Source organism: Desulfosporosinus sp. FKA, from assembly GCF_002196785.1.
Lineage (GTDB): Bacteria > Bacillota > Desulfitobacteriia > Desulfitobacteriales > Desulfitobacteriaceae > Desulfosporosinus > Desulfosporosinus acididurans.
In genome coordinates, this window is the sequence record NZ_NAHZ01000017.1 from 23,876 (window position 1) to 48,199 (window position 24,324).

Below are 24,324 nucleotides of genomic sequence, written 5' to 3' on the forward strand. Positions count from 1 at the left end.
TTCTTGGAGACCATAATGTTTCTATTGGAATTAATGAGCTTAATAATTATTGTAAGGGCTAACTAAAAAATTAGAGGAATTATAAAAATTATATCGAAACAATTAGATAAAATTTGCGATATTCAAGTCATTGTAAAATGATAAATTAAAATATTCCTAAAGTTTTTATATTAAACAAACAAAAATGGTATGATTGGTATATTTCACCAATTATATTATGCGCACTAGAAGACAATTAATGTTTTATAAAAAGATGGTGAAATTTTGAGCGGTAAAATCAAACAGATAATTGATGAGATTATTTTTCAAAGATCAAGAGGTAATCCCGCAATTGCAGAAATGACAAAAGCCAAATTTATCTTAAAAGGAATTAACCCTAATCAATATGACAATTCATCGATAGATGATCCAATAATCATCGAAAGATTGCTTAAAATTGCTAAGGAATTAAATATTAATACTATGGAAGAAGAGTTAATTAATATCAAGCCGGTCTATTCTACTCAAACGACTATAAGCGAAGCTGTATCCGAAATTAAACGACAGTTATTAAATTTTAAAGTAAAACTTTTGATATTCTTTGGCTCTTCCAGCTATGATTACAATAAATTAAGCGCTTGTATGCAAGAAGCCTTTGACGATTGTCTAGTGATTGGATGCTCCACTGCAGGTGAAATAGTAAATGGGAAATTTTTAAAAAACTCTGTCGTTGCGATGGCTTTTAATTCAAAGATTATTTCGGATGCAAAAGTGGAAGTAATTGAACATATTCAAAACAAATTATGCGTAGAAGGTGCATTTAAATCCTTTGAAAAATACTTTAATTTTAGTTCATCTGCAATGAACCCTAGAGAGTATGTTGGAATTGTCTTAATTGATGGGCTAAGTATGAAACAAGAAAAGATTATGGATAAAATTGGCGATAGAACAAATGTTTATTTTATTGGTGGTTCTGCTGGGGATGATCTCAAGTATGTCAAAACACATGTCTGCGCAAACGGCAAGGCTTATACCGATTCAGCGGTTCTTCTTCTTCTTAGAATGAGTCCATATGCTGAATTCAATATTATTAAAACTCAAAGCTTCAAGGCCTTAGATCATGTTCTTATCGCAGATAAAGTTAATGAAGAAACTAGAGAAGTCATCGAATTCAATCACAAACCTGCGATTTTAGCGTATGCGGATGCAATAGGTGTAAAATCTATTGAAGAAGCAACTAAGTATTTTTTGACCCATCCTGTTGGGTTGGTTATTGGAGAAAAAGAAATCTTAGTAAGAAGTCCTCGCGAAACGAGAGGGACAAATATTAAATTTGATTGCAGCATTCTCGAAGGAATGGAAGTTCGATTACTCGAATCAACTAATATTATTGAGGATACAAAGACTTCCCTAAATAAAATTAAAGCAGATAAGATTGAAGGAATCATAAATTTCCAATGCATTAAGCGAACACTTGAATTAGAAAAGAAAGGTTTGCTTACAGAGTATAGAAAAATTTTTAATGATATACCAAACGTCGGATTTTCTTCTTATGGAGAGTTATTTATTGGACACCTGAACCAAACTGCTGCCATGCTAGTCTTTAAAAGCAAGGACTATAATTATTATAGAGACTTTAATTCGCGTGAAATCAAAGAACTCATTACTGAAAATAGAAACTTGCATAAAAGAGTAATGGAACTAAATCAACAACTAGAGGAGACAACAGCAGATCTAAAACAGTTTAATATTATGCTTGAAGAGGAAATTTACAATAGGATCAAAAAGGAAGATGAAATTAGATATTTAAGCTATCATGACAAATTGACAGGTCTTTATAATCGGCGATTTTACGAGGAAGAAATAAAACGATTAGATTCTGAAAGGAATCTTCCTCTCTCGATAATTATGGGGGATGTCAATGGCCTGAAGCTTGTGAATGATACTTTCGGACATGAAAAAGGGGATGAACTTTTACTGAAAGTCGCCGGTGTCATTCGGAAAGCTTGTAGAACGGATGATCTAGTAGCCCGTTGGGGAGGAGATGAGTTTATCTTTCTTCTACCACGAACTAACTCGGATGAAGCGGGAGCGATTGTTCAAAGAATTAAGAATCAATGTTCAGACGAACAAGTGAATACTATTTGTATCAGCATTTCTTTTGGGTGGGCAACAAAGAAAGAACCAAGTGAAGATATTTTTAAAACGCTGAAAGTCGCTGAAGATTATATGTATAAAAATAAAATCTTGGATAATCAAAATAATATTCGAGATACAATAACAACAATTATAAATACCTTGCATGAAAAAAGTCCAAGAGAAGAACAACATTCCAAAAGAGTACGCGAACTATGCCAAAGCATCGGGGTTGCCATGGGGTTACCAGAAATTGAAATTAGTAAACTTAAAGTGGTGGGCTTACTTCATGATATTGGAAAAATCGCCATTGAAGAAGATATACTTAATAAACCGGGAAAGCTTACAAAACAGGAACGACGTGAAATAGAACGACATCCCGAAATTGGCTATAGGATACTAAATTCGTCGAATTACATGTTGGATATTGCAGATTGTATACTCGCCCATCATGAACGATGGGATGGCACAGGTTATCCAAAAGGCTTAAAGGGTGAGGCTATTCCGAAATTTGCCAGAATCATTTCACTTGCAGATGCTTATGATGCGATGACCAGTGAACGAAGTTACCGGAATGCTCTTCCTGAAACAATGGTAATAGAAGAACTCAGAAGCAACGCTGGGTTGCAGTTTGACCCCGAGTTAACAAGATTATTTATTGAAAAGATATTGAATAAATCGTGTGACAAAAAACAATAGTATAAATGTAAGGTTTATTAAACTACTAACTTTACTGACAAGAACTCCTCTAGCTAAAAGTCTGGAGGATATTTCTTTATATAGTATATAGATATTGTATGGGAGAATGTCGATCTAGTACACCGATTTCTGTTATTTTTAAGGTGCAACTATTAGTGGAGAAGTGAATCCATTCAAGTTCCCCAACAGTCAGCTAACGATTTGATATTCAACAGAATAGTTGCAAAAACGTGTTGACATTGCCGTAACGTAAAGGTTTACAGTTATCTCATCGGGAGGTGAGAACATGGAATATACAGTACAAAAATTAGGGCAGATATCGGGTATTAGTCCAAGAACCATAAGGTATTACGATGAGATTGGAATTTTAAAGCCGACCAGAATTAACTCATCGGGATATCGTATATATGGTGAAGCAGAGGTAGATCGTTTACAGCAAATTCTCTTTTATCGAGAACTGGATCTTAGTTTGGAAACAATTAAGGAAATAGTCTCTTCCCCCGATTTTGACGAAATGAGAGCACTGAGAGAACACCGTGGAAAACTACTTGAGAAGCGAAAACAATTAGATTTATTAATTATAAATGTTGATAAATCTATTGCCGTAAAAGAGGGGAGTAGGACAATGTCTGATAAAGAAAAGTTTGAAGGCTTCAAACAGAAGTTAGTAGATGATAATGAAGAGAAGTATGGCAAGGAAATCCGTGCAAAATACGGTAATGACGCAGTTAATAATTCCAAGCAAAAGATGCTCAATATGACACCGGAACAATATGAAGAGGTCACTCGGCTGGAAAAAGAAGTTCTTGAGATTCTTTATGCTGCATTTGAAACTGATGATCCTGCGGGCGAATTAGCCCAAAAAGCAGCGGATTTGCACCGTCAGTGGCTAAGTTATTTTTGGAGCAGTTATAGTAAAGAGGCGCATCTAGGTGTAACTCAAATGTATGTGGCCGATGAGAGATTCAAAGCTTATTACGACAATAAAAAACCTGGGGCGGCAGCATTTCTTAAAGAGGCGGTCCGAATCTATACTAAAAATATGTAATAAATATTAATTGGATTAAACGCCAAGCTCATAACAAATGCCACTGCGCTGAAGGATGGGCTCTGCCCAATCCATAACTTTGCCCGGTTTAGCTGTAAATGGCACTTTCAAATCGGAAGAGGTCACAAATTGGCTTAAGTTAATAAGATATGAATCGTTAGGAAAGGTTTAAAATCGGCAAACGAAAATATAGTAAACCAGAGCAACGCAAAATAATGCTCTGGTTTTACTTTTAATCACCAGATTATTTATCACACATGGTAGTATGAAAAAAGGACCTTTTTATCCAATCGTAAGACTCCCACTTCATAAGTGGGAGTGGGTCCCCCGTACTCTGGCCCCTGATTACAAAAAAACTATCTAAATTAGTATCCTTTATAAGGATTATCATAACGAGGATCAAATGGCTGTGGGATACCCATTCGACGTTCCAAACGCTGAAGCCAAGCTGGTTCAAATTGTTCTTCGAAAAGTTCCCACCAAATAGGTTCTCTGCCTGGCATAAACCCCATACGTTTTTCCATTTCTTTAATCCATCGTGGTTCAAACTGTTCTTCGTAACGTTCCCACCAAGCGGGTTCGTAGCCGCCTGTATAATTTACCGGATACCAGCGTACTTGATGCGGGTAATGACCGTATATAGGGACAACATTTGTTCGGGGATGAACCAATTTTCTCACCTCAATTAATAATGTTAGTGGATGGCTATTTCCTACGATTCCATATTATTCAATTTATGTTGTCTCCGAAAGTTGACCGATGCTTACGAACCAGAAAATTGCTGCCATTTAGAAAAAATGGCAGCAATTTTAATCTTTTTTTCTGTTTAAGTAGATAACAGCTACCATCTCGAAGGATGGTAGCCATTGTATTTAGAAAATAACGCCTAAAGCGATAAGAATTAAAATGGCAATAGCAATAATTCCTACACCGACGCATCCTGTAACAGGGGGACAGATTGGTCGACAACAGGTTGTGATAGGTCCGATGTGTGGAGGAGCGCCAACTGGTGAAATGTTAGGGAAATGACCATAACCGTACATATAATTTCTCCTTTCAATTAAAATTTAGAATACGATACCCATTGCGATAAGCAAAAGAATAATTACGACAACGATTGCGATACCAGGCATAAAATTAGGGGTACAAACTCCATCAACAGCACCAAATGCCATTTTCATTTCCTCCTTAGTTTAAAGTTATTACATAATATGCATTGTTTAAGGAATTGGTACAATATGGAAAATATGTTTTGCTAAATATTTAACCTAACCTATTTTACGATAAAAAATGATGGCGCATGTCGTTCGCCGTATGGACTAGATGGGTGATTTACAATGTGGCCATGATAATAGAGGACGGTTGAGGCCCCTCCGTCGAGATTGGCTACGTTATAGGCACCATATTTGAGCATGATATTCTGAACGTCTTTAAGAGTGGCCCCTAGTGACCCAACCTGGCGTCCATCGATGACCAGCATTAAGATTGTGCCATCTTTTGTTTGCCCAATGGCCGTTCTAGGAGCAATTCCCCATGCCCCATCTCCATGGGTTATGGCAGGTTTACCATTGACGACAAGAAAAGGGCCGAATGTCACTGCATCACGTATCCCCATCCGTTTGACGTTAGCTAAGGTATAATGACCTAGTACAAGGACATTTCTTTGATTCAAGCCTATGATATCGTAGGTTGAAACGCCAGGGTCTTTGTATAGAAGTCTACCGCGCGAGATGAGGATACCCTGTGGGTGCCCACCGCTTCCGTTGCCCTGGGGATCACTAAAAGCTCCGCCATTAATTACCGCTGCAGCACCAGTTTCGTAGGCAATATCCTCTGCTCTCTCTCCGATTTTGCCGAGATAATGTGTTACTGCCACCCTGACGCGACCAGGATTATTGATCTTTAGTAAGTATCCACTAAAGCCATTCTGACTAATGTTAATGAGCTCAGTGCTATTATTCTTGTTGGTACTGCGTGCATTGATCAGGGTTGGATCGGAGTTTCCCAAATCTTGAGCTTGATCACTGTCCAGTATTTTTTGAATCTTGGCATCGCTAAAAAACCATTTTGCCAAATACTGATGGCTCATTGATGTCATAGCACTTTCTACCCAGAAATTACGAATTGTCTCAAAAGGTTGAAGCGGGCAATAAAGAAACCCCATAAAGAGGAACAGAAATAAGGTGAGTAAACGGAAAGGCAACGCAATGGGGTGGGGGAGTAATCTTTTTTTTCGTTTGTAATGGTAGACCGCAAAAGGTTTCTTTTTGGGTCGTGATTGTATCCTTTGGTGTGAGGATTTGGGAATTCCAGAGCTATCCATATTGCCTCCATTAGAAAGTCTTGAATATGTAGAAAATCGCTTAACCTGCGGTTTGTGCTGAAAATTGTAACAAACTTACTTTATCTCGATATTGAATTAATGCTCGATATAGAGTAAACGTTTGCTAGATAAATATTATCGCTTTTGTTTAAGTCACGCAAACTCCGAGATATATCCTACTCAATGCTATGTCTTTTTCTAAGTCATTTAAATGAAGTTTGATAAATCTAGATTTGAATTTGTATGAGGGGAGACCCAGCGAACTTTTAAGCAGCTTTAGAATTTCTCAGCAAATTCTCAGTTTTATTCCTTAGAATAAGCAATGTAAACTTATATGTTTGACAAGAAAGGAGGCGCATAGATGAAACGATTCCGCCGAAAAGCAATTTCTGTTTCCTTGGCGATTCTGTCGACATTATTAGTACTCACCGGATGTGGTACTCAGTCTTCAAGTTCCGCTGCGGGTACTCCAAATGCGACTTCAACAGCGAATAAACAAGAAGCAGCTGCCCCTAACCTTATGACGAGTCAGCAGCAGGTTAAGTCCATCGACATCAAAGCGGCAAAGGGAAAGCAAGAGGTTAATGCTCAAATTAATGAAAATCTCAAAAATCTGGATAAATCTCTTAACGCCCTCAATAGAAGTCTAGGAAATTTGTAATGAATAGTAGTAAAAGGTACGAACTAGAAATCAATATTCAATAATTAAAATACATTCAATAAAGGAGAATTGATTTACCTATGCGAAAATCAAGTAAATTGTTAGCTTGTTCTTTGATAGCATCTTCAATCTTTAGTTTTTCTCTTCCCGTCCTTGCTGATACTACCCAATCGTCTCTGCCTACAACTTCTCAAAGTCAAAACACCTCAACAGGAACTACAATGACTTCCGCTGACCAAGCGGCTGCCAGAAAACAGAAGCTTCAAAATGAAATTTTGCATTTACAAAATGCAGAGCAATTTCAGCAAAATTTGGCTCCGATTCGCCAACTTCAGGCTCAAGATAAACAACTGCTGGATCAAATTAAAACTTTGAGACAAACGATGCATGCGCAAATCAAAACAGATCGTCAAAGTAAGAACTACAATGCTTTATTAGCTGCCCTTAATGACATGATTCCCATGCAGGATGATATAGCCACTGCCCAGGGAGCTGCTCAAACTGCTAAAGGGGATTGGGCACAACTTAAAACTGATAATAAAGCTAATAACTCCTCGGCAGTTACATCAGACTTAAGCAAGGTTCAATCAGACATTCAAAACAGAATCAACGTTTATCAAAAGATTTTAGCAGATCTTCAGAAAATTAATGGAGATTTGAATACGTCATCATCAACCTGATGTTTTTAAGAACCGTACACTTGAGTACGGTTCTCCTTTATTCACTCTTTGGGGAAAGAAATTATGAACGTCGTACCTTTTCCCAACTTACTTTCGACATCGATTTTTCCCCTTCGTAAATTTATGAATTCATGGACGATAGCCAATCCTAAGCCTGCACCACTACCGCCTTTTCTCTCCCTTGATCTGCTGCCTCGATATAAACGCTCAAATATATAGGGAAGATCCTGAGGGGCGATTCCCTCACCGTTATCTGAAACATAAAGATATCTTGCCTTATCATTTGTTTCAGTTTTTATCGAAATCTTTCCATTGACAGAAGTATGCTGAATAGCATTATGAACTAGGTTATAGAGAATTTGCTTAAGTTCTCCTGGTTCAACAGGAAGGGATATTTCGTCACCATGGATATCTAAGGTGCGATCTCCTAATAGTGAATTCAATAGGGGCAAAACTTCTGGAAGAACATCTTGAACAATTGTTTCCGGTTTAACTAGTGGATCATTATCGATTTGGTTTGCTAAACGATTGAGAGTCAATAAATCCTCGGTAAGGTGAATTAATCTCTCAGTTTCAGTAAGCATTGATTTATGGGCTGCAGCTAATGTTTCTGAGTCTGTTTCTGGGTCGCGCAACAAGATTTCCAGAAATCCTCGGATAGACGTCAAAGGTGTTCTCAATTCATGGGAAGCGTCACCAATAAACCTCGCCATTTGTTCTTTGGCTTCTGTTTCAGTCGTTAAAGATTGATTAAGAGTATCAAGCATTTGATTTAAAACAGATCTCAAATGCACAATTTCTGATGCTGCCGGTTCCTCGGGTATTCTTAAGGCGTAATTGCCAGCAGCTATTTTTCCTGAGATTTCAGACATGCGTGATAAAGGTAACAGAGGTTTTTTTAGAATATACAACGTCAAAAGTCCTCCAAATACGAGAATAAACAGTGTGCTGATAAGGAAAACCTGAAATTGGTGGTAGAGTATATTGTTGATCTGTGTTAGAGGGGCAGATAGAGTTGCATAACCGATTAATATATTGTTTGAAACTTGTTTTGACATCTGTCCTGTTACACTGGCACCAGTTTCTTGATTTAGGTAGATTGGCCCAGTAATAACTCTGTAGCGGATGCCCTTTGGGGACGTTAAAATTACATTCGTTCGAAGCTTATCTTTGCTAATTTGTTTTCGAAAAAAAGACTTTTCTAAAACGTAAGGATTTTTAGTCTTGACCACCTCACGGCTGAATATTCCTTCAAGTTTTTTCTCCGGTGAATAGAGACCAATGACAACACCAGGACTAAGACTCTGCCAAGCCTTGGGAAACTGCTGTTCATGATCCAGCCATAATTTTAGTTGATTTACATTAAATGAACCTATCTGAGTCTGTAGATCCTGGGTTTCTCCTCTCATCAAAAACGAATTTAAAGCCTGATATTGAATCACTCCCATAATTAGTGATACCAGTAAAAGGCTCAACCAAAACCTTACTAATAGTTTAGTAGTCAGAGAATTTTTCCAATCTGTTTTATTACTTTCATCCTGCATTCTAACACCTTCCCTCCTTTGAGAAGATTATATTTAAGAATTTTAATTTTTCAGCGGAGGAACCAGGCGATAGCCTGCACTACGCACAGTTTGAATTAATTTGTGTTCCTTGTCGCCAAGTTTATCACGAAGGTAACGGATATATACTTCGACAATATTGTCTTCACCGTCAAAGTCGTATCCCCAAACGTGAGTTAGGATGGAGTTCTTGCTAAGTATTTGACCAGGGTTCCAAAGTAAATAGGATAATAGTTTATATTCAGTAGGGGAAAGGGAGAGCTGACAATTGTCAAACGTAATAGAATGGTGTGCTTCATCCAAGCAAAAAGCACCTATAGTATGTTTTCCAGTCAACTCCGGGTAGCGGTTTCGTAACTGAACTTCAATTCTTGCTAATAGTTCCTCAAAATGAAAAGGTTTGGTCAGGTAATCATTGGCTCCTTGCCTTAAGCCGACAACAATATCCTTTGCTGAGTTTTTAGCAGTCAGCATAATCATAGGAGCCTGACTAATTTCCGGAACGGCCTGACATAAATCATTCCCATCCATGATAGGCATCATTAAATCTAAAATAATTAGATGTGGGTCAAATTCGGGAATAAGTTCTAATGCGATTTGCCCATTAGCTGCAGTTTTCACAACATAACCCGCTTTTCGTAAACCTAAGTCTAACATTTGTCGAATCGAAGGCTCATCATCGACGACTAAAATGCGAAATGAAAAGGAATCCATTTATCCACATCCTTTTAGGATTTATAGTCGGTATCTACCATCCCAACCGTCCAGAGAAAATTATAAGCACAATTGCTTAAAATCAGCTGAGAAGAAAGTCACTAAATTAACATGATTATACGCCCATAGTACATAAAAAAACAAAAATAGTTAGGAGATAATCATTGGCAAAAAACAGCCTGCCACATACTGATGTTGTAACCTTAATCTGAATAGTAACAAAATACATTCTGCTGGTTCGATAAATGAAAATCCCTCACCGTTAGACGATGAGAGATTGATAAGATTCTTCTCAATAACTAGAAAGGAACGTAATTTACTCGTCTTTAAACTGATCTAATTGGTTAACGATTTTGATCTCATAATCTAAATCTTTAAGCTGACATAATTCAGTAACTACTTTGACATCGTCTTCGATTCTGTAAAGATCTTTTTTTTTCAAAAAAAATCACACCCCCTAATATTTTCAGAAACTTTTTCTTTCCAGAAATCCATTTATTACATAGACAAGAGGGCGAGGGGATAATCCATTTAGTCAAGTAATCCCTTCAGTTTATAAGGTTTCCAATTTATAATTTCATAGTAATGATTATAATCCCAAAGATGACAAGATATGTAATGTCATCATTATGCAGTCCACCTTCGAGATCTAGATCTTATTTATTCAAGTGAGAATCAGTGATAACTTAGCTTACGGGAAAAGGCTTTGAAATGATGCCAGAGACATACCTCCATAAATTCGCTCGCGCTTCAATGTCAATATGTTATCACCTAAATGTACCCTACCGGGTTTCGTTGTAAACCCTAGTTTATATCCAACCTTTGGCATTAAAGCTAGGGTGGTCCTATTAAATTTTCCTGAAGGAAAACATAGAGACTGGACATTGATCCCAAGATGACTTTCAAGTTCCTGCTTTGAAACCTTCAGTTCAAGATTTTGTTGGTTTTCACTAAGCGTGGATAGGTCAAGATGATGTACAGTGTGACTTTCTACTGTATTTCCCTGTTTTATGAGATCATTAAGTTGGTCCCAATTCATCATTCCTGCACCCACAGAATCTGTAATTATAAAGAAAGTAGCCTTGAAACCATTTTGACGAAGTATTGGCCAAGCCGAGTTAAAATTATCGCTATATCCATCATCAAAAGTTAGTAAAATCGATTTTTCGGGAACAGGTTTTTGATTAATTAAGGCTACGTATAAATCCGTTGGGGTTATTGAATTGTAGCCATGTCGGTGAAGCCATGACATTTCCTCAGCAAATTGTTTTACCGGAACGCCAAGTGAGTTCCCTGGAAGCGTTTTAATGGAGTGATACATAAGCACAGGTATACCTTCTTTGGGAAAGGCAACCAGTTTTGATTTGTTTTGATTTTGGTCTAGAACAGGAAAATCAGGAGTAGGAGGCGGTAATGGCGGTTTCGATTTAGTTGAATTATTAGATTTAGATTTAGTTACGTAAGTGTAATCGCCGGATTTAAAATCACGTGGTAGAAGCGATTTTACAGTTAAACTACTCAGAACCAATACTAGGATTAGGATGATTACTCCAGCAAAAATTCGCTTGCGGTCGAGTTTCATTTATTAGTACCTTTCAGCTTAATAGTGTTTATTAACTTCATTTAACGCTGAGAGATTGATTCAGAATAAAAGGGGCTGCTAATTTGCAGCCCTGTGGTCTCTATTCTAGGAATCAAAAACTATATACTAGTACTCTTCTTATCATAAGCAATTAATATTTTGGAACTATCTGTTCCTTGGTTTATCTCTTGTTCTGCTTTTTGGACTTTTTTAAGGTCTTCTTGTGATAGATCCGCTACAGAATAATCTTTGTTTTTCATTGCTAACTCTCCTTGATAAATCTTAATATCTTTATCAATAATTTGGCCAAAATTAAAGAAATAATTCAATAGAATTTATGGTAAATTCAAACCAATGAATTATTTATGACAGACTTGATAATTATAATGTCAATTATCAAATTAGAAAGAGGTATTTAACGTGAATCAGGATTTGCCAAGAAGCATTAATGACAAACCCGGTCTGATACCCCGTCAGGTAATGCCGGAAAATTTGGAGTCGCCGATTAACAATGTTTTAACTTGGGTTACCCCTAATGAATTGTTTTATACGCGAAGCCACTTAACTTATCCAACCATTGATATGCACTCCTGGAGATTATCTATTGGCGGAGAAGTATCTAGATCGCTTTATTTTAATTATGAACAACTTAAGCAAATGCCCCAGGTCGATAAATTTGTAACCATTGAATGCTCAGGCAATAAAAGAGCTATGTTTGAACCTCCTGTACCTGGAGAACAGTGGAAACTCGGTGCCGTTGGGAACGCAAAATGGACGGGAGTTCCGCTAACATTTCTCCTTGACCAGATAAAACCTAAGGATACCGCTGTCGAGATTGTTTTTACAGGAGCAGATTCAGGAATTCGACCGGATATGGATACTCCCGTAAATTTTGAACGCAGCCTGCCTCTGGACAAGACTTTATTAGGAGAATGCCTTTTAGCCTTAAAAATGAATGATGAACCAATACCGTACAAACATGGTTTTCCCCTTCGTTTAATTGTGCCTGGTTGGTATGGAATGGCGCATGTTAAATGGGTTACACAAATAGGTCTTGTATCGAATCCTTTTAAAGGTCCTTTCCAGGCAATTGATTATGTCTATCTAACAAATGAAGGAGATTATTCGAACGCTGTACCGGTAACGGAAATGAAAGTCAATTCTATTATCACCTGGCCTTCGAAGGGAGAAATTATCCATCCAGGGCAACATTCCGTTAGAGGATTAGCGTGGACTGGTAAGGGCACGATTAGTAACGTTGAAATAAGCGTAGACAACGGGATGACCTGGAATACCGCCAAATTAACCAGTCCTGAACATCAACAATATACATGGACTTTTTGGGAATATGCTTGGAGTATTACAAATCCAGGTCATTATTTTGTGCTTGCTCGAGCACATGATAGCAACGGAAATGTACAACCAAAAGCAGCACCTTGGAATGCTAAAGGGTATGGAAATAATTCTATCCACACAGTTGCCATAACTATTCCTCAAATTCTTCATTAAATAGCCATCATAAATTTGTCCAATATACCTTTGAATGAACTGCGTTGAAGGGAGAGTAATAATAAAATGCTGAATCCAATGAATAGGATTCAGCATTTTATTATTATTTAGCAGATAAGGCTTCAATTTTATCCGACATACTTTCTATAATGTCTATTAGCGGCTCCGATTTTTCGAAGAAAACAATAATTATATCTTCTGGCTCGGCTCGTTCTAAAGCCGCTTTAAAGGCTTCAGTTTCCTCTAAAATTTTCAGGACATTCTGTTTAGGGAACTTGGTTGCTAGAACTCCTCTTTCCAGAAGATCAGCAACTTTGCCCTTTATTCTTCCTCGTTTATCGATATCTTCTTTGATAATAATATAATCGAAGTTCTCACCGGCACATTTACCCACGTCAATTATATCTTTATCGATTCTATCTCCTGGTACTCCGATTACGCCAAAGAGACGTTTATACTCCATTCGTTTTAGGCCTTCTAATACGGAAGAATAACCGTCTTTATTATGACCATAATCTAAAATCACTCGTTTGTTATTTGCAAAATACATATTAAATCGGCCGGGATTTTGCTCATGGTTAAATGAGGATAACCCCAGTTTAATTGCAGCTAAATCAATGCCAAGCCCTATTGCGGCTGCACAGGAGGCCATGGCATTCTGAACGTTATAGATCAAAATACCTTTCATACTTATGCCAATATCCTTGATGTCCATGAGAACCTCGGAAGAAGATCCCTTTTGGACTACAAGTTTATCTTGATCTCTATAGATACCATAACCACCATTTTTCAAATTTGTCTGAAGAGCTTTGTTATCCTTATGAAGAGAAAAAATGATTAGTTGACTCTTGAATCTCGTTATAATAGCTAAACTCATTTTGTCATCCCCATTAATCACGGTAAAGCCGTCTTTCTTCACGGCTTCACCCACCAAAGCTTTAACCTTTGCCAAATCGTCCAATGTGTGAACTTCGTCAATTCCAAGATGATCCTCGGTTATATTTGTAATAACTCCAACGTCGGCGAGGTCATATGCCAAACCCTCCCGAATAATTCCTCCGCGAGCCGTTTCTAAAACTGCTGCGTCAATATCTTTATTCTTCAATATAGCAAGTGCACTTTGGGGGCCTGTTGTATCACCTTTAAAAATGCATCTTTTATTAATATATATTCCATCTGTAGTTGTCATCCCGACTGTATAGCCGGCAATTGAGAGGATATGTGCTATAAGTCTTGTGGTGGTTGTTTTACCATTGGTGCCGGTTATAGCGACTAAGGGAATAGAGGTCGGTCCGTCATTGAATAGTTGGTCGACCATTTGTGCAGGCAGATTCCCTTTGGTTCCACGATGTGTTGCAGTAATTTCCTTTATATCCTGATTTAACGTTTCTCGAATTCGTTTTGCGTACTTTCCATAACCTAATTGTACCATACGATCATCGCCTAATCTTAAGATGGGAATACCACGTTTTTTTGCTTCCTCGCAAATGGCTAATGTACTTTCCTCTAACTGTTCCGTTTTTAAGAGTTGTTTTAAGAGATTAAACCGCAAATCGATGTTTAGAGATTCTCCGGCAATCAAGGAATTTATAAGGTCAATGGCCAATCTTCCAGCTTCTAAACCTGTTTTGGCATATTCATATTGATAAATAACATAATAGTTATCTCCTGATAACTCGCGGGCTTTCCCATACTTAACATCTAAACCAAGCATATTGTGGAGGGCTATGATTATATGTTCCGATACGTGGGCTAAGTACGTTCCTTCTTCAAGCCGCTTATAAAAACCTTGATCTTTATCAATTCCACATCGGTGTTTCGAAAGCTCTGGAAGCATATGTTTTAAAGTCTTGTTAAAATCTTTAATATCTTTCGTAGGGATTTCACTGTATCCTTCCAAATCCAAGTTCAATCGGATACATTTTTTATGAGAGTAAATATTTTTGCCTTGAAAAACTTGAGAACCAATGATTTTCAAATTGTTTTCCCTCCGTTTTGAAATTATTATGTAAAGAATTCTGGAAAATATAAAGAATATTTGTGTCTGGAAATTAATATCTCCAAGAACATAAGATGTACACTGGTATGTTCTGCTTATTATTTTATGTGAAAACCAAATTCAGGTCGCATTACAGCTGTTCACATGTTAAACTAAATCAGTCCAGTATCGACAAAATAAGAGGTGCAAGTAATGTTACGACCAGATGGTGAACAATTATTAAAAGAATTTTCAGCAACAGCCTACCCATGCCAAGTCACAGAAATAATACCCGGTGTTGTCTATCATGTTATGGGCTATGGCATCAGCAATGCGAGTTTTATTATAGGGAAAAACACCGTCATTCTAATTGATACTCTTGACTGCGACTATCACGCAGAAGCCCTTAAAGCCATAATTGCCGAGCATACTGAGAAGCCGGTTAAAACGATTATCTACACTCATGGCCACCCGGATCATCTTGGAGGTGCCGGTGTTTTTAGCGACTCTAACCCGGAGATTATTGCCTTTGCACCTTCTAAGCCGGTTCTTGGGCGAATAGATGCCCTGCAGGACGTGCTCAATCAGCGCGGCATCAGACAATTTGGCTATGAACTCAGCGATGAAGAAGCCATTTCTGAAGGCATCGGCGTTCGTGAAGGTATAGTTCAAGGCAAGGGCCGAAGGGCTTTCTTGCCGCCAACGACTGTTTATAGTGAGGAAAAGATCATACGTGATATTGATGGAATCGCTCTTGAACTTACGGCAGCCCCGGGGGAAACTGATGATCAGATACTTATCTGGCTGCCGGCGCAAAAAGCACTTTGCTGTGGTGATAATTACTATGGTTGCTGGCCCAATCTGTATCCCATTCGAGGTAGTCAGTATCGCGATATCAGTGCTTGGGTAGACACTTTGGATAGGCTGATTGCTTATCAGGCTAATTATCTTTTGCCTGGCCATACACGCCCAATCATCGGTGCTAATGATGTTACAGATACTTTAACTAACTTTCGTGATGCTATTGATTATGTTCTCACAGAAACCCTTAGATGTATGAATCAAGGTATGACTATGGATGAGGTGGCAGAGGCCGTCAAACTGCCTGAAAAGTGGGCCAACCTTCCTTATCTTGGCGAATTTTACGGCACAGTTGCATGGTCTGTGCGAGGAATCTATGCCGGTTATGTAGGTTGGTTTGATGGTAATCCCACCAAGCTCAACCCTCTGCCAATTCGAACTCGTGCCGAAAAGTCCCTTGCTCTCATGGGTGGTATAGAGTCTGTCCTATCTGTCATCAGTCGATCCCTGGACAACGAAGACGCTCAATGGGCCCTTGAACTAGCTGATATTATTATTGCCGCAGATAGCACCAATAAATTGGCGCTAAAGTTAAAAGCTCAGGGCCTTATCAGTCTTGCCCGCCAAGAACAAAGTGCGAACGGGCGTCACTACTATCTGGCCTGCGCCAAGGATTTGCTCGCTGATTTGTAACCGCGATCAACGCACGGTAATTGTGGCAGGCCAGACTACAAAAATGATGAGATAAGTAAACCACTGCCAAAAATTAAGACTTGGCTGTGGTTTACTGTTAATTTGTATTATGAATGTATATCTGATTACTCAACTTCAATAATTTACAACATGTGCAGATATTGAAGTTGAGTGTTATATGACTGGAAGTCTACAAAACACCTCATGTAAGCAATATGATATTTATAATCTGTTAGAGTACAGCGGTATTTTCTTGCTGAATTTTAGAGTTTTGCGATTTTCAGACCTAAGATTCGCAGGAAATACATAATTATTGGAGAATTTTTGGGTATATTCATATTTAGGTAACTGGCTAGTGATTTGAGTTTTATCGTTAGATGATTTACATTTTATACAAGAGATTACTTCCGTATTCAGAAAGGATTGATGAAAATGCTCCAAATAGGAGATATTGCGCCTGATTTTCTTGCTGAAGGGAGTCAGGGCCAGCCCGTAAAACTATCAGAACTTCGCGGTAAGAAGATAGTCCTTTATTTTTATCCCAAAGATATGACATCCGGATGTACTTCCGAAGCTTGTGATTTTCGTGACCATTACATAGATTTAAGCAATAATGACACTGTGGTAATTGGTGTGAGTAAAGACCCCATGGGCAGTCATCACAAATTTATTGAAAAGTATCAACTTCCTTTTATTCTGGTTAGTGATCCGAATTTAGAGATCATTCAGGCTTATGATGTTTGGAAGGAAAAGACTATGTATGGTAAAAAGAGTATGGGAATCGAACGCACGACTTTTCTAATTGATCAAGATGGAGTCATCCGTAAAATCTACCCTAAAGTTAAAGTTAAGGGTCATGTAGAGCAGGTTTTAGAAGATCTGAGGAAGCTGTAATTATACTTTGAGTAAGATTGGACTAGAGGGAGGATAACGGAAAATGTGGAAGGAATTTAAAGAGTTTTCTCTTAAAGGAAATGTCATTGATTTGGCGATTGGTGTGATTATCGGGGGCGCATTCGGGAAGATCGTTACTTCTTTGGTCAGTGATATCATCATGCCTCTGCTTGGTATTTTTCTGGGTAAAGTTAACTTTTCTAATTTGTTTATAGTGCTTGGGAGTGGACATTTTAAGACAATTGATGAGGCCAAGAATGCTGGAGTGGCAACCATAAATTACGGTACGTTTATTAATAATGTTATTAATTTCTTAATTATCGCCTTTTCTATTTTCATTGTTATTAAGCAAGTTAATCGCTTTACTAAGAAGAAAGAGGTTGAAGTTGAACAAAAAACTAAAACGTGTCCTTTTTGTATTACCGAAATCAACCTCAAGGCTACAAGATGTCCCCATTGTACTGCAATTCTGAATGAATAATAAGAATTCCGCGGGCTGTTAAGCCTCAATATCGTGTTGTAGTTGGTTTAGGTTAACACAAGGCGGAATGTATTAGATACTAGATATGAGAACGAATCGGAAATAAAGCTTGATCAAAAATAGGGGAGGATCATTATGATTGATCTTGTTAATTCGGTTAATCCAGTATTCGCAGATTCCAGCGATTGCTGAGGAAGTTCTTCCAGTGCTGGTCAGCACAACAAAACTAAAACCGAGAACTGCCAAATTTGCGGTGGCCCCTTAGAATACTTCGATTCAGGTCGGGAACTGAGCTGCATTCAATGTGGTAAAACTGAAATAGCCAACATTTCCTGTCCCAACGATCACTATGTCTGCGATGAATGTCACGGAAAAGACCTTTATATTGCTGTCAAAGACTGCCTTATGAATACTGACTCGGCAAATCCTTTGGAAATCGCTGAATTTCTGATGGCTCAGGATAACATACCTATGCTTGGTTGTGAAAATGCTTGGATAGCAGCCGGAGCCTTAATGGCCGCGCTTAAGAGGGAAGGGACGATCAGGATTACAAATGAACAAATTGTGGAAGCCTTGAATCGAACGAAGAAACAAGCCATTGGAGGTTATTGCGGGCTGACGGGAGTTTGTGGCATTGTTCCGGCTATTGGTGCCTGTTTTAGTGTCTTATTAGGTGCAGCTTGCCCTAAAGACCAAGAAACGGCAATGACCATGAGAGCTGCCGCAAGAATCGTTGCTAGGATTGCTGAGGAAACCGGTCCTTGCTGCTGCAAGAACTTCGTTAGAACCGGATTGAGTGAAGCGATTAACATAGTCAAAGAGTATTTTAATGTTCTTTTGCCGGTACCTAGTAAAGCTATTATTTGTACCCAAAGTTCACGTCATCCTCACGGATGTAGAGCATCCAAATGTTCCTATTTTAAGTTGTGAGAAGAGGTTAGGTATCAGATTGACACTCCCACGGCTAAAGCCGATGGGATTCTTGGGTGATTAAACCGAAGTACATTTCTGCTATCGGAGTATGACCCCAAGTTCAGGGCTATGCCATTAGCCCATCCTAGAGCAGTACACAATGGTACTCTAGGCTGATAGCCTGTTACCAGCTACCACAGTTTCTTTGAAAACGATCGTTTTAACGTCTTTTTCTTGACGACACATAGAGTTTTACCTGATAGACGCATTAGCTATCAGAACCTCTTACTCTATCCAGTTTTCAAAGATCAAACTAATACTAGTTTATCATAGTGCTAAGACATTTACATGAAATTACGAAGCCGCCTTCATCCCACGATTAAAACCGTGGGCTTTTGGCTACGTTTCTGTAAATAACAAAATGAATTTCAGGATACTTATAATTCAATTGGAAACAATAACAAAAAAGAAGAAATAACAAAGAGAAGGAATTACTGGATAACCGTATGACGGCAAATCTCAACAACTATAACCAAAAAAGGAACTTTACAAGAACCCAAGAACCTGAAGGGAAAACAGAATTGTCCCAAGAGGGCCTGAGGTTTGTTGTCCAACACCATATAGCCCGCAGAGATCACTATGATTTCCGTCTGGAATGGGACGGAGCCCTCTTAAGTTGGGCAGTGCCCAAGGGCCCTTCCTTCGATACCCGTGACAAGAGACTCGCCATACGGGTGGAGGAGCATCCGTTGGAATACAGGAACTTTGAGGGGACGATTCCCAAAGGAGAATATGGCGGGGGAGTAGTTATGATCTGGGATGAAGGGCTCTGGGAGCCCTATGGGAATGTTACAGACGGACTTCGTGCAGGAACGCTGAAGTTTGTTCTGCAAGGCTGCAGGCTTAAAGGAAAGTGGGCTCTGGTGCGTCTAAAAGGGAAAACAGGCGAGAAACAGGAAAACTGGCTGTTACTTAAGGAAAAAGATGAGTATACCAAAGCCTCCGACAAGATCTGCCAATTTATGACCAGCATCAGAACCGGACGCACCATGACGGAGATTAAAGAAGGAGAAGGCGATAAGAGTACGAGGAATCCCTTCAGTAATACCGGGGTGCAGCTTGCCCAATTAGTCAACTCAGCTCCAAAGGGTGAGGATTGGCTTTATGAATTAAAATACGATGGCTACAGAATACTGGCATATATTGAAGGGAACAGCGTTCGGCTTATCACCAGGAACGGCAATGATTTTACGAAACGTTTCAGGGAAGTCGCCTGTTCCCTCGTGGAATGGGCCGGCGGCAGAGCGATGATTCTGGACGGCGAAATGGCCGTCACAAATGTGGCGGGCAAGACGGATTTTCAGGCTCTCCAGAACTATCTAAAGAATCCCCAAGATAAAAATCTGACCTATATTGTCTTTGATCTTCTGGCGCTGGATGGTTTGGACCTGCGGCGACAGCGCCTGATTGACAGAAAGGAAAAGCTGGAAGCGTTGCTGAAGGATTCCCCCAAAAACCTCTACTACAGCCGGCATGTACGAGGAAACGGCAAGGGAAGTTTTCGCGCTGCCTGTGATGCAGGCATGGAAGGGATAGTTGGAAAAAAAGCTGACTCCAATTATAGCGGAGCAAGAAACGGCGACTGGATCAAACTTAAATGCGAGCAAAGGCAGGAATTTGTAATTGGTGGATATACACTTTCCGAGAGAAAAACAAGCGGGGTAAGCTCCCTGCTCCTGGGCATCTATGAAGACGGGGAATTAGTCTATGCCGGACGTGCCGGCACCGGCCTGAGCGAAGCAGACAAGGAATATCTGGAAGAACAATTTGCGGGTCTAAAGAGAAAGGAGCCTTCATTCCAAATCGCGCCCAAGCCTAGATCCCAGGAAAAAATCACCTGGCTTGAACCTGAGCTGATCGCGGAAATTAAATTTGCCGAATGGACCTCAGACCATCTCTTAAGACAGGCCAGTTTCAAAGGTCTGCGGAACGATAAGAATCCTAGGGATATTAAAAGAGAAAAAGCAAGTGATGAAATACACCACCCCTCATCTGACAACAAAATGGAGAGAGTCATGGAAACAAACGCCGACGGTATCATTATTGAAGGAATCAAGATTAGTAATCCGGGCAAGGTGATCTTCGCTGATTCAGAAATTACCAAGATGGACATAATCCGGTATTACGCCCAAGTTGCGGAACGAATGCTGCCCTATGTGAGCCGCAGGATCCTCAGCATTGTTCGTTGTCCCAAGGGCATCTCCCAGGCTTGCTTTTATAAAAAGCATCCCGGTCCGGGCAGTAAAGGGATTGTCACCATCCCTGTATCCACCAGTGACGGCGAAACAGAAGATTACTTCTATATAGATGATACATCGGGGCTGATCGCCGAAACCCAAATGGGTACGCTGGAATTTCATACCTGGGGAAGCCGCGTCGACGAGCTGGAAAAGCCCGATATAATGGTCTTCGATTTAGATCCCGATGAAGGGATGGATCTAAGCAGGGTGCGCCAAGGTGTGCGGGACGTAAAAACTATTCTTGCCGAGCTTTCCCTGAACTCTTATCTTAAGACCAGCGGCGGTAAAGGGTATCATGTGGTCGTACCTTTAAAACCTGCTGTTGCCTGGGATACGTTTCACGATTTTGCTAAACGTGTGGCCCAAGTGATGGAGCAGAAATGGCCTGACCGCTATACAAGCAATGTGAGAAAGGCTAAGCGTACTAACAAAATCTTTATCGACTGGATTCGCAATGGCCGAGGTGCTACCAGCATTGCTCCTTATTCGCTGAGAGCGAGGACCGGGGCAGGGGTGTCCATGCCCATTGGTTGGGATGAACTGGATACGGTAGCACCTAACGATGTCAATATGGTGGAGGCACTTCGGAGGATCAACAGCAGTGATCCTTGGCAAGATTTTTTTCAAAATAATCAGCGGCTTAAGTAAACAGCTTCTAATGCTAATCGAAATAGACTATATAATGCAAAAGAAAATAGAAGAAATTGAGTAAAAAGATATGAAAATAACTAAAAACGAAAATTTCTAGTTAATGATATAACAACAAGCAAGCAAAACGTGTATACATTATACAAGTTTTGCTGCATGTATAATGTATAATTAATAAAATACAGAAGGGAATTATAAAAGTAGAACGAAATAATATATAAATCAGGTTGCAATTCTTTAAGCTATCAAAACGATGAGAAATGTTTAAAGATAGTCTAAAAAGAGTGGCAGATACGAAAACATATTTAAATAATGGAGAAACATAAAGGAGGAGTTTTTTTTGCGCAAAGTAAAGGTATTAATGGCAGCTATCATGGCAGGGGCATTACTTGTTGGTTGTGGTACAACAGGCACGACTAGTACGTCTAGTTCAGCCGGCAAAAGTGCAAGTCAACAGGAAGTCATTAAGTTAGGTGCCGATGTTACATTTCCCCCATTTGAGATGATGAAGGATGGTAAGGTAACTGGCTTTGATATCGACTTGATCAAAGCCATCGCTGCTCAAGAGAATTTAAAAATTGCTGATCCTATTCAAACTATGGATTTCCAAGGTCTGATCCCTGCTATTCAAACCGGAACGATTGACGTTGCTGTAGCCGGCATGACTATTACGTCGGCTCGTGAGCAGCAAGTCAACTTTTCTAAACCCTATTATCATTCGGGTCTGTCAATCTTAGTTAAAAATGATAGTACGATCAAAGGCCTTGCTGACCTCAAGGGCAAGACGGTGGCTGTTAAATTAGGAACAACAGCTGATATCATGCTTTCTAAAGATCAGGGGATTAAAATTAAGCGATTTAACAATATTGATGATGCTTATAATGAATTGCAAAATGGCGGAGCCCAAGCGGTTGTCTTCGATAATCCTGTTAACTTAAATTACATTAATACTGGGCACAGCAATGTTAAAGTAGTAGGCAGCCTTCTGACAGGAGAAGATTATGGTATAGCGGTTACTAAACAAAACTCTCAACTCTTACAAAAAATTAATGATGGATTGGATAAATTAATAGCGAACGGACAATACGAAAAAATTTACCGAGATTATTTCAAATCAGATAACAATGGCTTAATAAAAAAATAAACGACTTCAAAATGGTTAGTTGAAAATCAAATGCGTTGAGCGCAGCTAATGCTGCGCTCATTTAAAATCGTCAGGGAGGAAATGAGGCATAAGTGAACTTTTTTCAGATAGTATCAGCAGCTATGCCCCAGTTGATAAAAGGGGCTCAATTAACCGTTTGGTATTCTATAGCGTCAATTATTTTGGCTACTGTTTTGGGCCTTGCTTTTGCCCTGTTAAAATTATCCCGTTTTGCGATATTACGTCGGATAGGTGAAATTTATGTGCATATCTTCCGAGGTTTGCCTCTTCTAGTAGAAATATTTTATATTTATTTCGCTATCCCTATGATTTTACCGATGCATAAATGGTTTGATCCGTATTTTACACCAATTGCTGGAATTATAGCCTTGGCATTAAATGAAGGCGCTTATATTACAGAAATTATTCGTGCAGGAATTTTAGCTGTGGATCGCGGCCAATCAGAGGCCGCTTTAAGTATTGGTATGACCGGACCTCAGACGATGAGATTTATAATTTTGCCTCAAGCATTCAAACGCATGGTGCCGCCTCTAGTCAACCAATTTATCCAGACGATTAAAGATACGTCTTTGTTATCGGCTATATCTGTGACTGAACTTACCCGAAGCGGACAGATTATAATTTCCACAAACTTTGCCTCTTTACAAATTTGGACAGCTATTGCCGCCGTCTATTTAATCATTATCCTTCTGCTAACAGCTCTCTCGGGATATTTAGAAAGAAGGTGGCAAATTGATAAACGTTAATAATATTACCAAACATTTTGGTCAACATAGGGTTCTACATGATATTTCTTTAGAGATTAAACCACAAGAAGTAGTTGTGATCATTGGTCCTTCAGGATCAGGTAAAAGTACTTTTTTACGTTGCTTGAATGGTTTGGAAAAAGTCTCAGATGGACAAATATTTGTAAATAATAGAGAAATAACCCACAGCAAAACAAATTTAAGTCATGTTCGTAAAGAAGTTGGCATGGTATTCCAGAGATTTAACTTATTCCATCACTTATCAGTACTGGAAAATATAACGATCGGACCGCGCAAAGTTTTGAAAGTTTCTCAACAAGAAGCTGAGAAAAGAGCATTTACTTTATTGGAAAAAGTGGGCTTAAAGGAGAAAGCCGGAGCTTATCCAGATCAACTTTCAGGAGGGCAACAACAGAGAGTGGCTATTGCCAGGGCTCTGGCAATGAATCCAATAGTCATGTTATTTGATGAACCTACCTCAGCGTTAGACCCGGAGATGGTCGGAGAAGTACTCGCTGTCATGAAGGATCTAGCTCGTGAGGGAATGACGATGGCAGTGGTAACACATGAAATGGGCTTTGCCCGTGAAGTCGGTGATCGGGTTTTATTTATGGATGATGGAGTGATAGTTGAAGAAAATACCCCTAATGAAATTTTCAACAACCCTAAGGAAGAAAGAACAAAATTGTTTTTAAGTAAAATACTTTAAATTTATCAATTGAAATTTGTGTGTACTCAGAACTACTCCCACTTTTACAAGTGGGAGTAGTTAGATTGATTAAAGCTTTCTGATCAAAAAGTTAACCTACCCAA

23 protein-coding genes are annotated in these 24,324 nt (G+C 39.1%); 14 read left to right on the plus strand and 9 right to left on the minus strand.

Annotation, left to right across the window (positions count from 1 at the left end; genetic code table 11):
* Positions 1-264: 264 nt before the first annotated feature.
* Entirely contained in the window at positions 265-2,814 is a 2,550-nt protein-coding gene (locus B5771_RS23790; RefSeq protein ID WP_140417695.1) for an HD domain-containing phosphohydrolase, read from the plus strand.
* 286 nt (positions 2,815-3,100) lie between these two features.
* Positions 3,101-3,862, plus strand: coding sequence for a MerR family transcriptional regulator (locus B5771_RS05110; protein ID WP_088186584.1), 762 nt, complete (start codon positions 3,101-3,103; stop codon positions 3,860-3,862).
* Between the two features lie 365 nt (positions 3,863-4,227).
* Here B5771_RS05110 and B5771_RS05115 read toward each other — a convergent pair whose 3' ends face one another.
* From B5771_RS05115 to B5771_RS05120, 3 genes are all read right to left on the minus strand, one after another.
* Positions 4,228-4,533, minus strand: coding sequence for a hypothetical protein (locus tag B5771_RS05115; RefSeq protein ID WP_088186585.1), 306 nt, complete (start codon positions 4,531-4,533; stop codon positions 4,228-4,230).
* 201 nt (positions 4,534-4,734) lie between these two features.
* On the minus strand, positions 4,735-4,905 hold the full coding sequence (locus B5771_RS24175; protein WP_172408163.1) for a hypothetical protein: 171 nt from the start codon (positions 4,903-4,905) through the stop codon (positions 4,735-4,737).
* A gap of 230 nt (positions 4,906-5,135) precedes the next feature.
* The gene (locus B5771_RS05120; protein WP_088186586.1) at positions 5,136-6,185 is read right to left on the minus strand and encodes a phosphodiester glycosidase family protein; all 1,050 of its coding nucleotides are present in this window, start codon (positions 6,183-6,185) and stop codon (positions 5,136-5,138) included.
* Between the two features lie 361 nt (positions 6,186-6,546).
* Between B5771_RS05120 and B5771_RS05125 the strand changes: the two genes are divergently transcribed.
* Entirely contained in the window at positions 6,547-6,846 is a 300-nt protein-coding gene (locus B5771_RS05125) for a hypothetical protein (RefSeq protein ID WP_047811659.1), read from the plus strand.
* 80 nt (positions 6,847-6,926) lie between these two features.
* The gene (locus B5771_RS05130; RefSeq protein ID WP_088186587.1) at positions 6,927-7,526 is read left to right on the plus strand and encodes a hypothetical protein; all 600 of its coding nucleotides are present in this window, start codon (positions 6,927-6,929) and stop codon (positions 7,524-7,526) included.
* 41 nt (positions 7,527-7,567) lie between these two features.
* Here B5771_RS05130 and B5771_RS05135 read toward each other — a convergent pair whose 3' ends face one another.
* From B5771_RS05135 to B5771_RS24180, 5 genes are all read right to left on the minus strand, one after another.
* Positions 7,568-9,070: an ATP-binding protein gene (locus B5771_RS05135; protein WP_088186588.1), complete on the minus strand. Its 1,503-nt coding sequence runs from the start codon at positions 9,068-9,070 to the stop codon at positions 7,568-7,570.
* Between the two features lie 42 nt (positions 9,071-9,112).
* Positions 9,113-9,802 carry a response regulator transcription factor gene (locus tag B5771_RS05140; protein ID WP_088186589.1) on the minus strand — a complete coding sequence of 230 codons (690 nt, stop codon included), beginning with the start codon at positions 9,800-9,802 and terminating at the stop codon, positions 9,113-9,115.
* Between the two features lie 316 nt (positions 9,803-10,118).
* Entirely contained in the window at positions 10,119-10,244 is a 126-nt protein-coding gene (locus B5771_RS25030) for a hypothetical protein (RefSeq protein WP_282433317.1), read from the minus strand.
* A 249-nt stretch (positions 10,245-10,493) separates the two neighbouring features.
* Positions 10,494-11,384: a polysaccharide deacetylase family protein gene (locus B5771_RS05145; RefSeq protein ID WP_088186590.1), complete on the minus strand. Its 891-nt coding sequence runs from the start codon at positions 11,382-11,384 to the stop codon at positions 10,494-10,496.
* Between the two features lie 119 nt (positions 11,385-11,503).
* On the minus strand, positions 11,504-11,644 hold the full coding sequence (locus B5771_RS24180; RefSeq protein ID WP_161796478.1) for a hypothetical protein: 141 nt from the start codon (positions 11,642-11,644) through the stop codon (positions 11,504-11,506).
* A gap of 160 nt (positions 11,645-11,804) precedes the next feature.
* On the opposite strand from B5771_RS24180, the gene B5771_RS05150 reads away from it, so the two are divergent.
* A complete protein-coding gene (locus B5771_RS05150; RefSeq protein ID WP_172408164.1) occupies positions 11,805-12,893 on the plus strand; it encodes a sulfite oxidase in 1,089 nt (362 codons plus the stop codon).
* Between the two features lie 103 nt (positions 12,894-12,996).
* On the opposite strand, the gene B5771_RS05155 is transcribed toward B5771_RS05150, so the two are convergent.
* Entirely contained in the window at positions 12,997-14,871 is a 1,875-nt protein-coding gene (locus B5771_RS05155; RefSeq protein WP_088186591.1) for a Mur ligase family protein, read from the minus strand.
* 213 nt (positions 14,872-15,084) lie between these two features.
* Between B5771_RS05155 and B5771_RS05160 the strand changes: the two genes are divergently transcribed.
* The 9 genes from B5771_RS05160 to B5771_RS05195 all read left to right on the plus strand — a co-directional run bounded on the left by B5771_RS05160 (position 15,085) and on the right by B5771_RS05195 (position 24,220).
* Entirely contained in the window at positions 15,085-16,365 is a 1,281-nt protein-coding gene (locus tag B5771_RS05160; protein WP_088186592.1) for an alkyl/aryl-sulfatase, read from the plus strand.
* Between the two features lie 432 nt (positions 16,366-16,797).
* Positions 16,798-17,259 carry a thioredoxin-dependent thiol peroxidase gene (gene bcp / locus B5771_RS05165; protein WP_088186639.1) on the plus strand — a complete coding sequence of 154 codons (462 nt, stop codon included), beginning with the start codon at positions 16,798-16,800 and terminating at the stop codon, positions 17,257-17,259.
* A gap of 43 nt (positions 17,260-17,302) precedes the next feature.
* Positions 17,303-17,740, plus strand: coding sequence for a large conductance mechanosensitive channel protein MscL (gene mscL, locus B5771_RS05170; protein ID WP_088186593.1), 438 nt, complete (start codon positions 17,303-17,305; stop codon positions 17,738-17,740).
* 139 nt (positions 17,741-17,879) lie between these two features.
* The gene (locus B5771_RS25035; RefSeq protein WP_282433318.1) at positions 17,880-18,005 is read left to right on the plus strand and encodes a hypothetical protein; all 126 of its coding nucleotides are present in this window, start codon (positions 17,880-17,882) and stop codon (positions 18,003-18,005) included.
* The gene (locus tag B5771_RS05175; protein WP_088186594.1) at positions 17,987-18,670 is read left to right on the plus strand and encodes a DUF5714 domain-containing protein; all 684 of its coding nucleotides are present in this window, start codon (positions 17,987-17,989) and stop codon (positions 18,668-18,670) included. Before B5771_RS25035 ends, B5771_RS05175 begins: the two co-directional genes overlap by 19 nt.
* A gap of 488 nt (positions 18,671-19,158) precedes the next feature.
* On the plus strand, positions 19,159-21,600 hold the full coding sequence (gene ligD, locus B5771_RS05180) for a DNA ligase D (protein WP_088186595.1): 2,442 nt from the start codon (positions 19,159-19,161) through the stop codon (positions 21,598-21,600).
* A 340-nt stretch (positions 21,601-21,940) separates the two neighbouring features.
* On the plus strand, positions 21,941-22,744 hold the full coding sequence (locus tag B5771_RS05185; protein WP_053006515.1) for a basic amino acid ABC transporter substrate-binding protein: 804 nt from the start codon (positions 21,941-21,943) through the stop codon (positions 22,742-22,744).
* Between the two features lie 92 nt (positions 22,745-22,836).
* On the plus strand, positions 22,837-23,511 hold the full coding sequence (locus tag B5771_RS05190) for an amino acid ABC transporter permease (RefSeq protein ID WP_047811647.1): 675 nt from the start codon (positions 22,837-22,839) through the stop codon (positions 23,509-23,511).
* The gene (locus B5771_RS05195) at positions 23,498-24,220 is read left to right on the plus strand and encodes an amino acid ABC transporter ATP-binding protein (RefSeq protein ID WP_047811646.1); all 723 of its coding nucleotides are present in this window, start codon (positions 23,498-23,500) and stop codon (positions 24,218-24,220) included. The genes B5771_RS05190 and B5771_RS05195 overlap by 14 nt, the downstream gene beginning before the upstream one ends.
* The last annotated feature ends 104 nt before the right edge of the window (positions 24,221-24,324 follow it).

Excerpts from the sequence above, each read along its gene's own strand:
- B5771_RS05140 (WP_088186589.1), bottom strand. The coding sequence starts at position 9,802 with ATGGATTCCTTTTCATTTCGCATTTTAGTCGTCGATGATGAGCCTTCG.
- B5771_RS05130 (WP_088186587.1), top strand. The coding sequence starts at position 6,927 with ATGCGAAAATCAAGTAAATTGTTAGCTTGTTCTTTGATAGCATCTTCA.
- B5771_RS05135 (WP_088186588.1), bottom strand. The coding sequence starts at position 9,070 with ATGCAGGATGAAAGTAATAAAACAGATTGGAAAAATTCTCTGACTACT.
- B5771_RS05120 (WP_088186586.1), bottom strand. The coding sequence starts at position 6,185 with ATGGATAGCTCTGGAATTCCCAAATCCTCACACCAAAGGATACAATCA.
- B5771_RS05160 (WP_088186592.1), top strand. The coding sequence starts at position 15,085 with ATGTTACGACCAGATGGTGAACAATTATTAAAAGAATTTTCAGCAACA.
- ligD (WP_088186595.1), top strand. The coding sequence starts at position 19,159 with ATGACGGCAAATCTCAACAACTATAACCAAAAAAGGAACTTTACAAGA.
- B5771_RS05145 (WP_088186590.1), bottom strand. The coding sequence starts at position 11,384 with ATGAAACTCGACCGCAAGCGAATTTTTGCTGGAGTAATCATCCTAATC.
- B5771_RS05110 (WP_088186584.1), top strand. The coding sequence starts at position 3,101 with ATGGAATATACAGTACAAAAATTAGGGCAGATATCGGGTATTAGTCCA.
- bcp (WP_088186639.1), top strand. The coding sequence starts at position 16,798 with ATGCTCCAAATAGGAGATATTGCGCCTGATTTTCTTGCTGAAGGGAGT.
- mscL (WP_088186593.1), top strand. The coding sequence starts at position 17,303 with ATGTGGAAGGAATTTAAAGAGTTTTCTCTTAAAGGAAATGTCATTGAT.
- B5771_RS24175 (WP_172408163.1), bottom strand. The coding sequence starts at position 4,905 with ATGTACGGTTATGGTCATTTCCCTAACATTTCACCAGTTGGCGCTCCT.
- B5771_RS05125 (WP_047811659.1), top strand. The coding sequence starts at position 6,547 with ATGAAACGATTCCGCCGAAAAGCAATTTCTGTTTCCTTGGCGATTCTG.
- B5771_RS24180 (WP_161796478.1), bottom strand. The coding sequence starts at position 11,644 with ATGAAAAACAAAGATTATTCTGTAGCGGATCTATCACAAGAAGACCTT.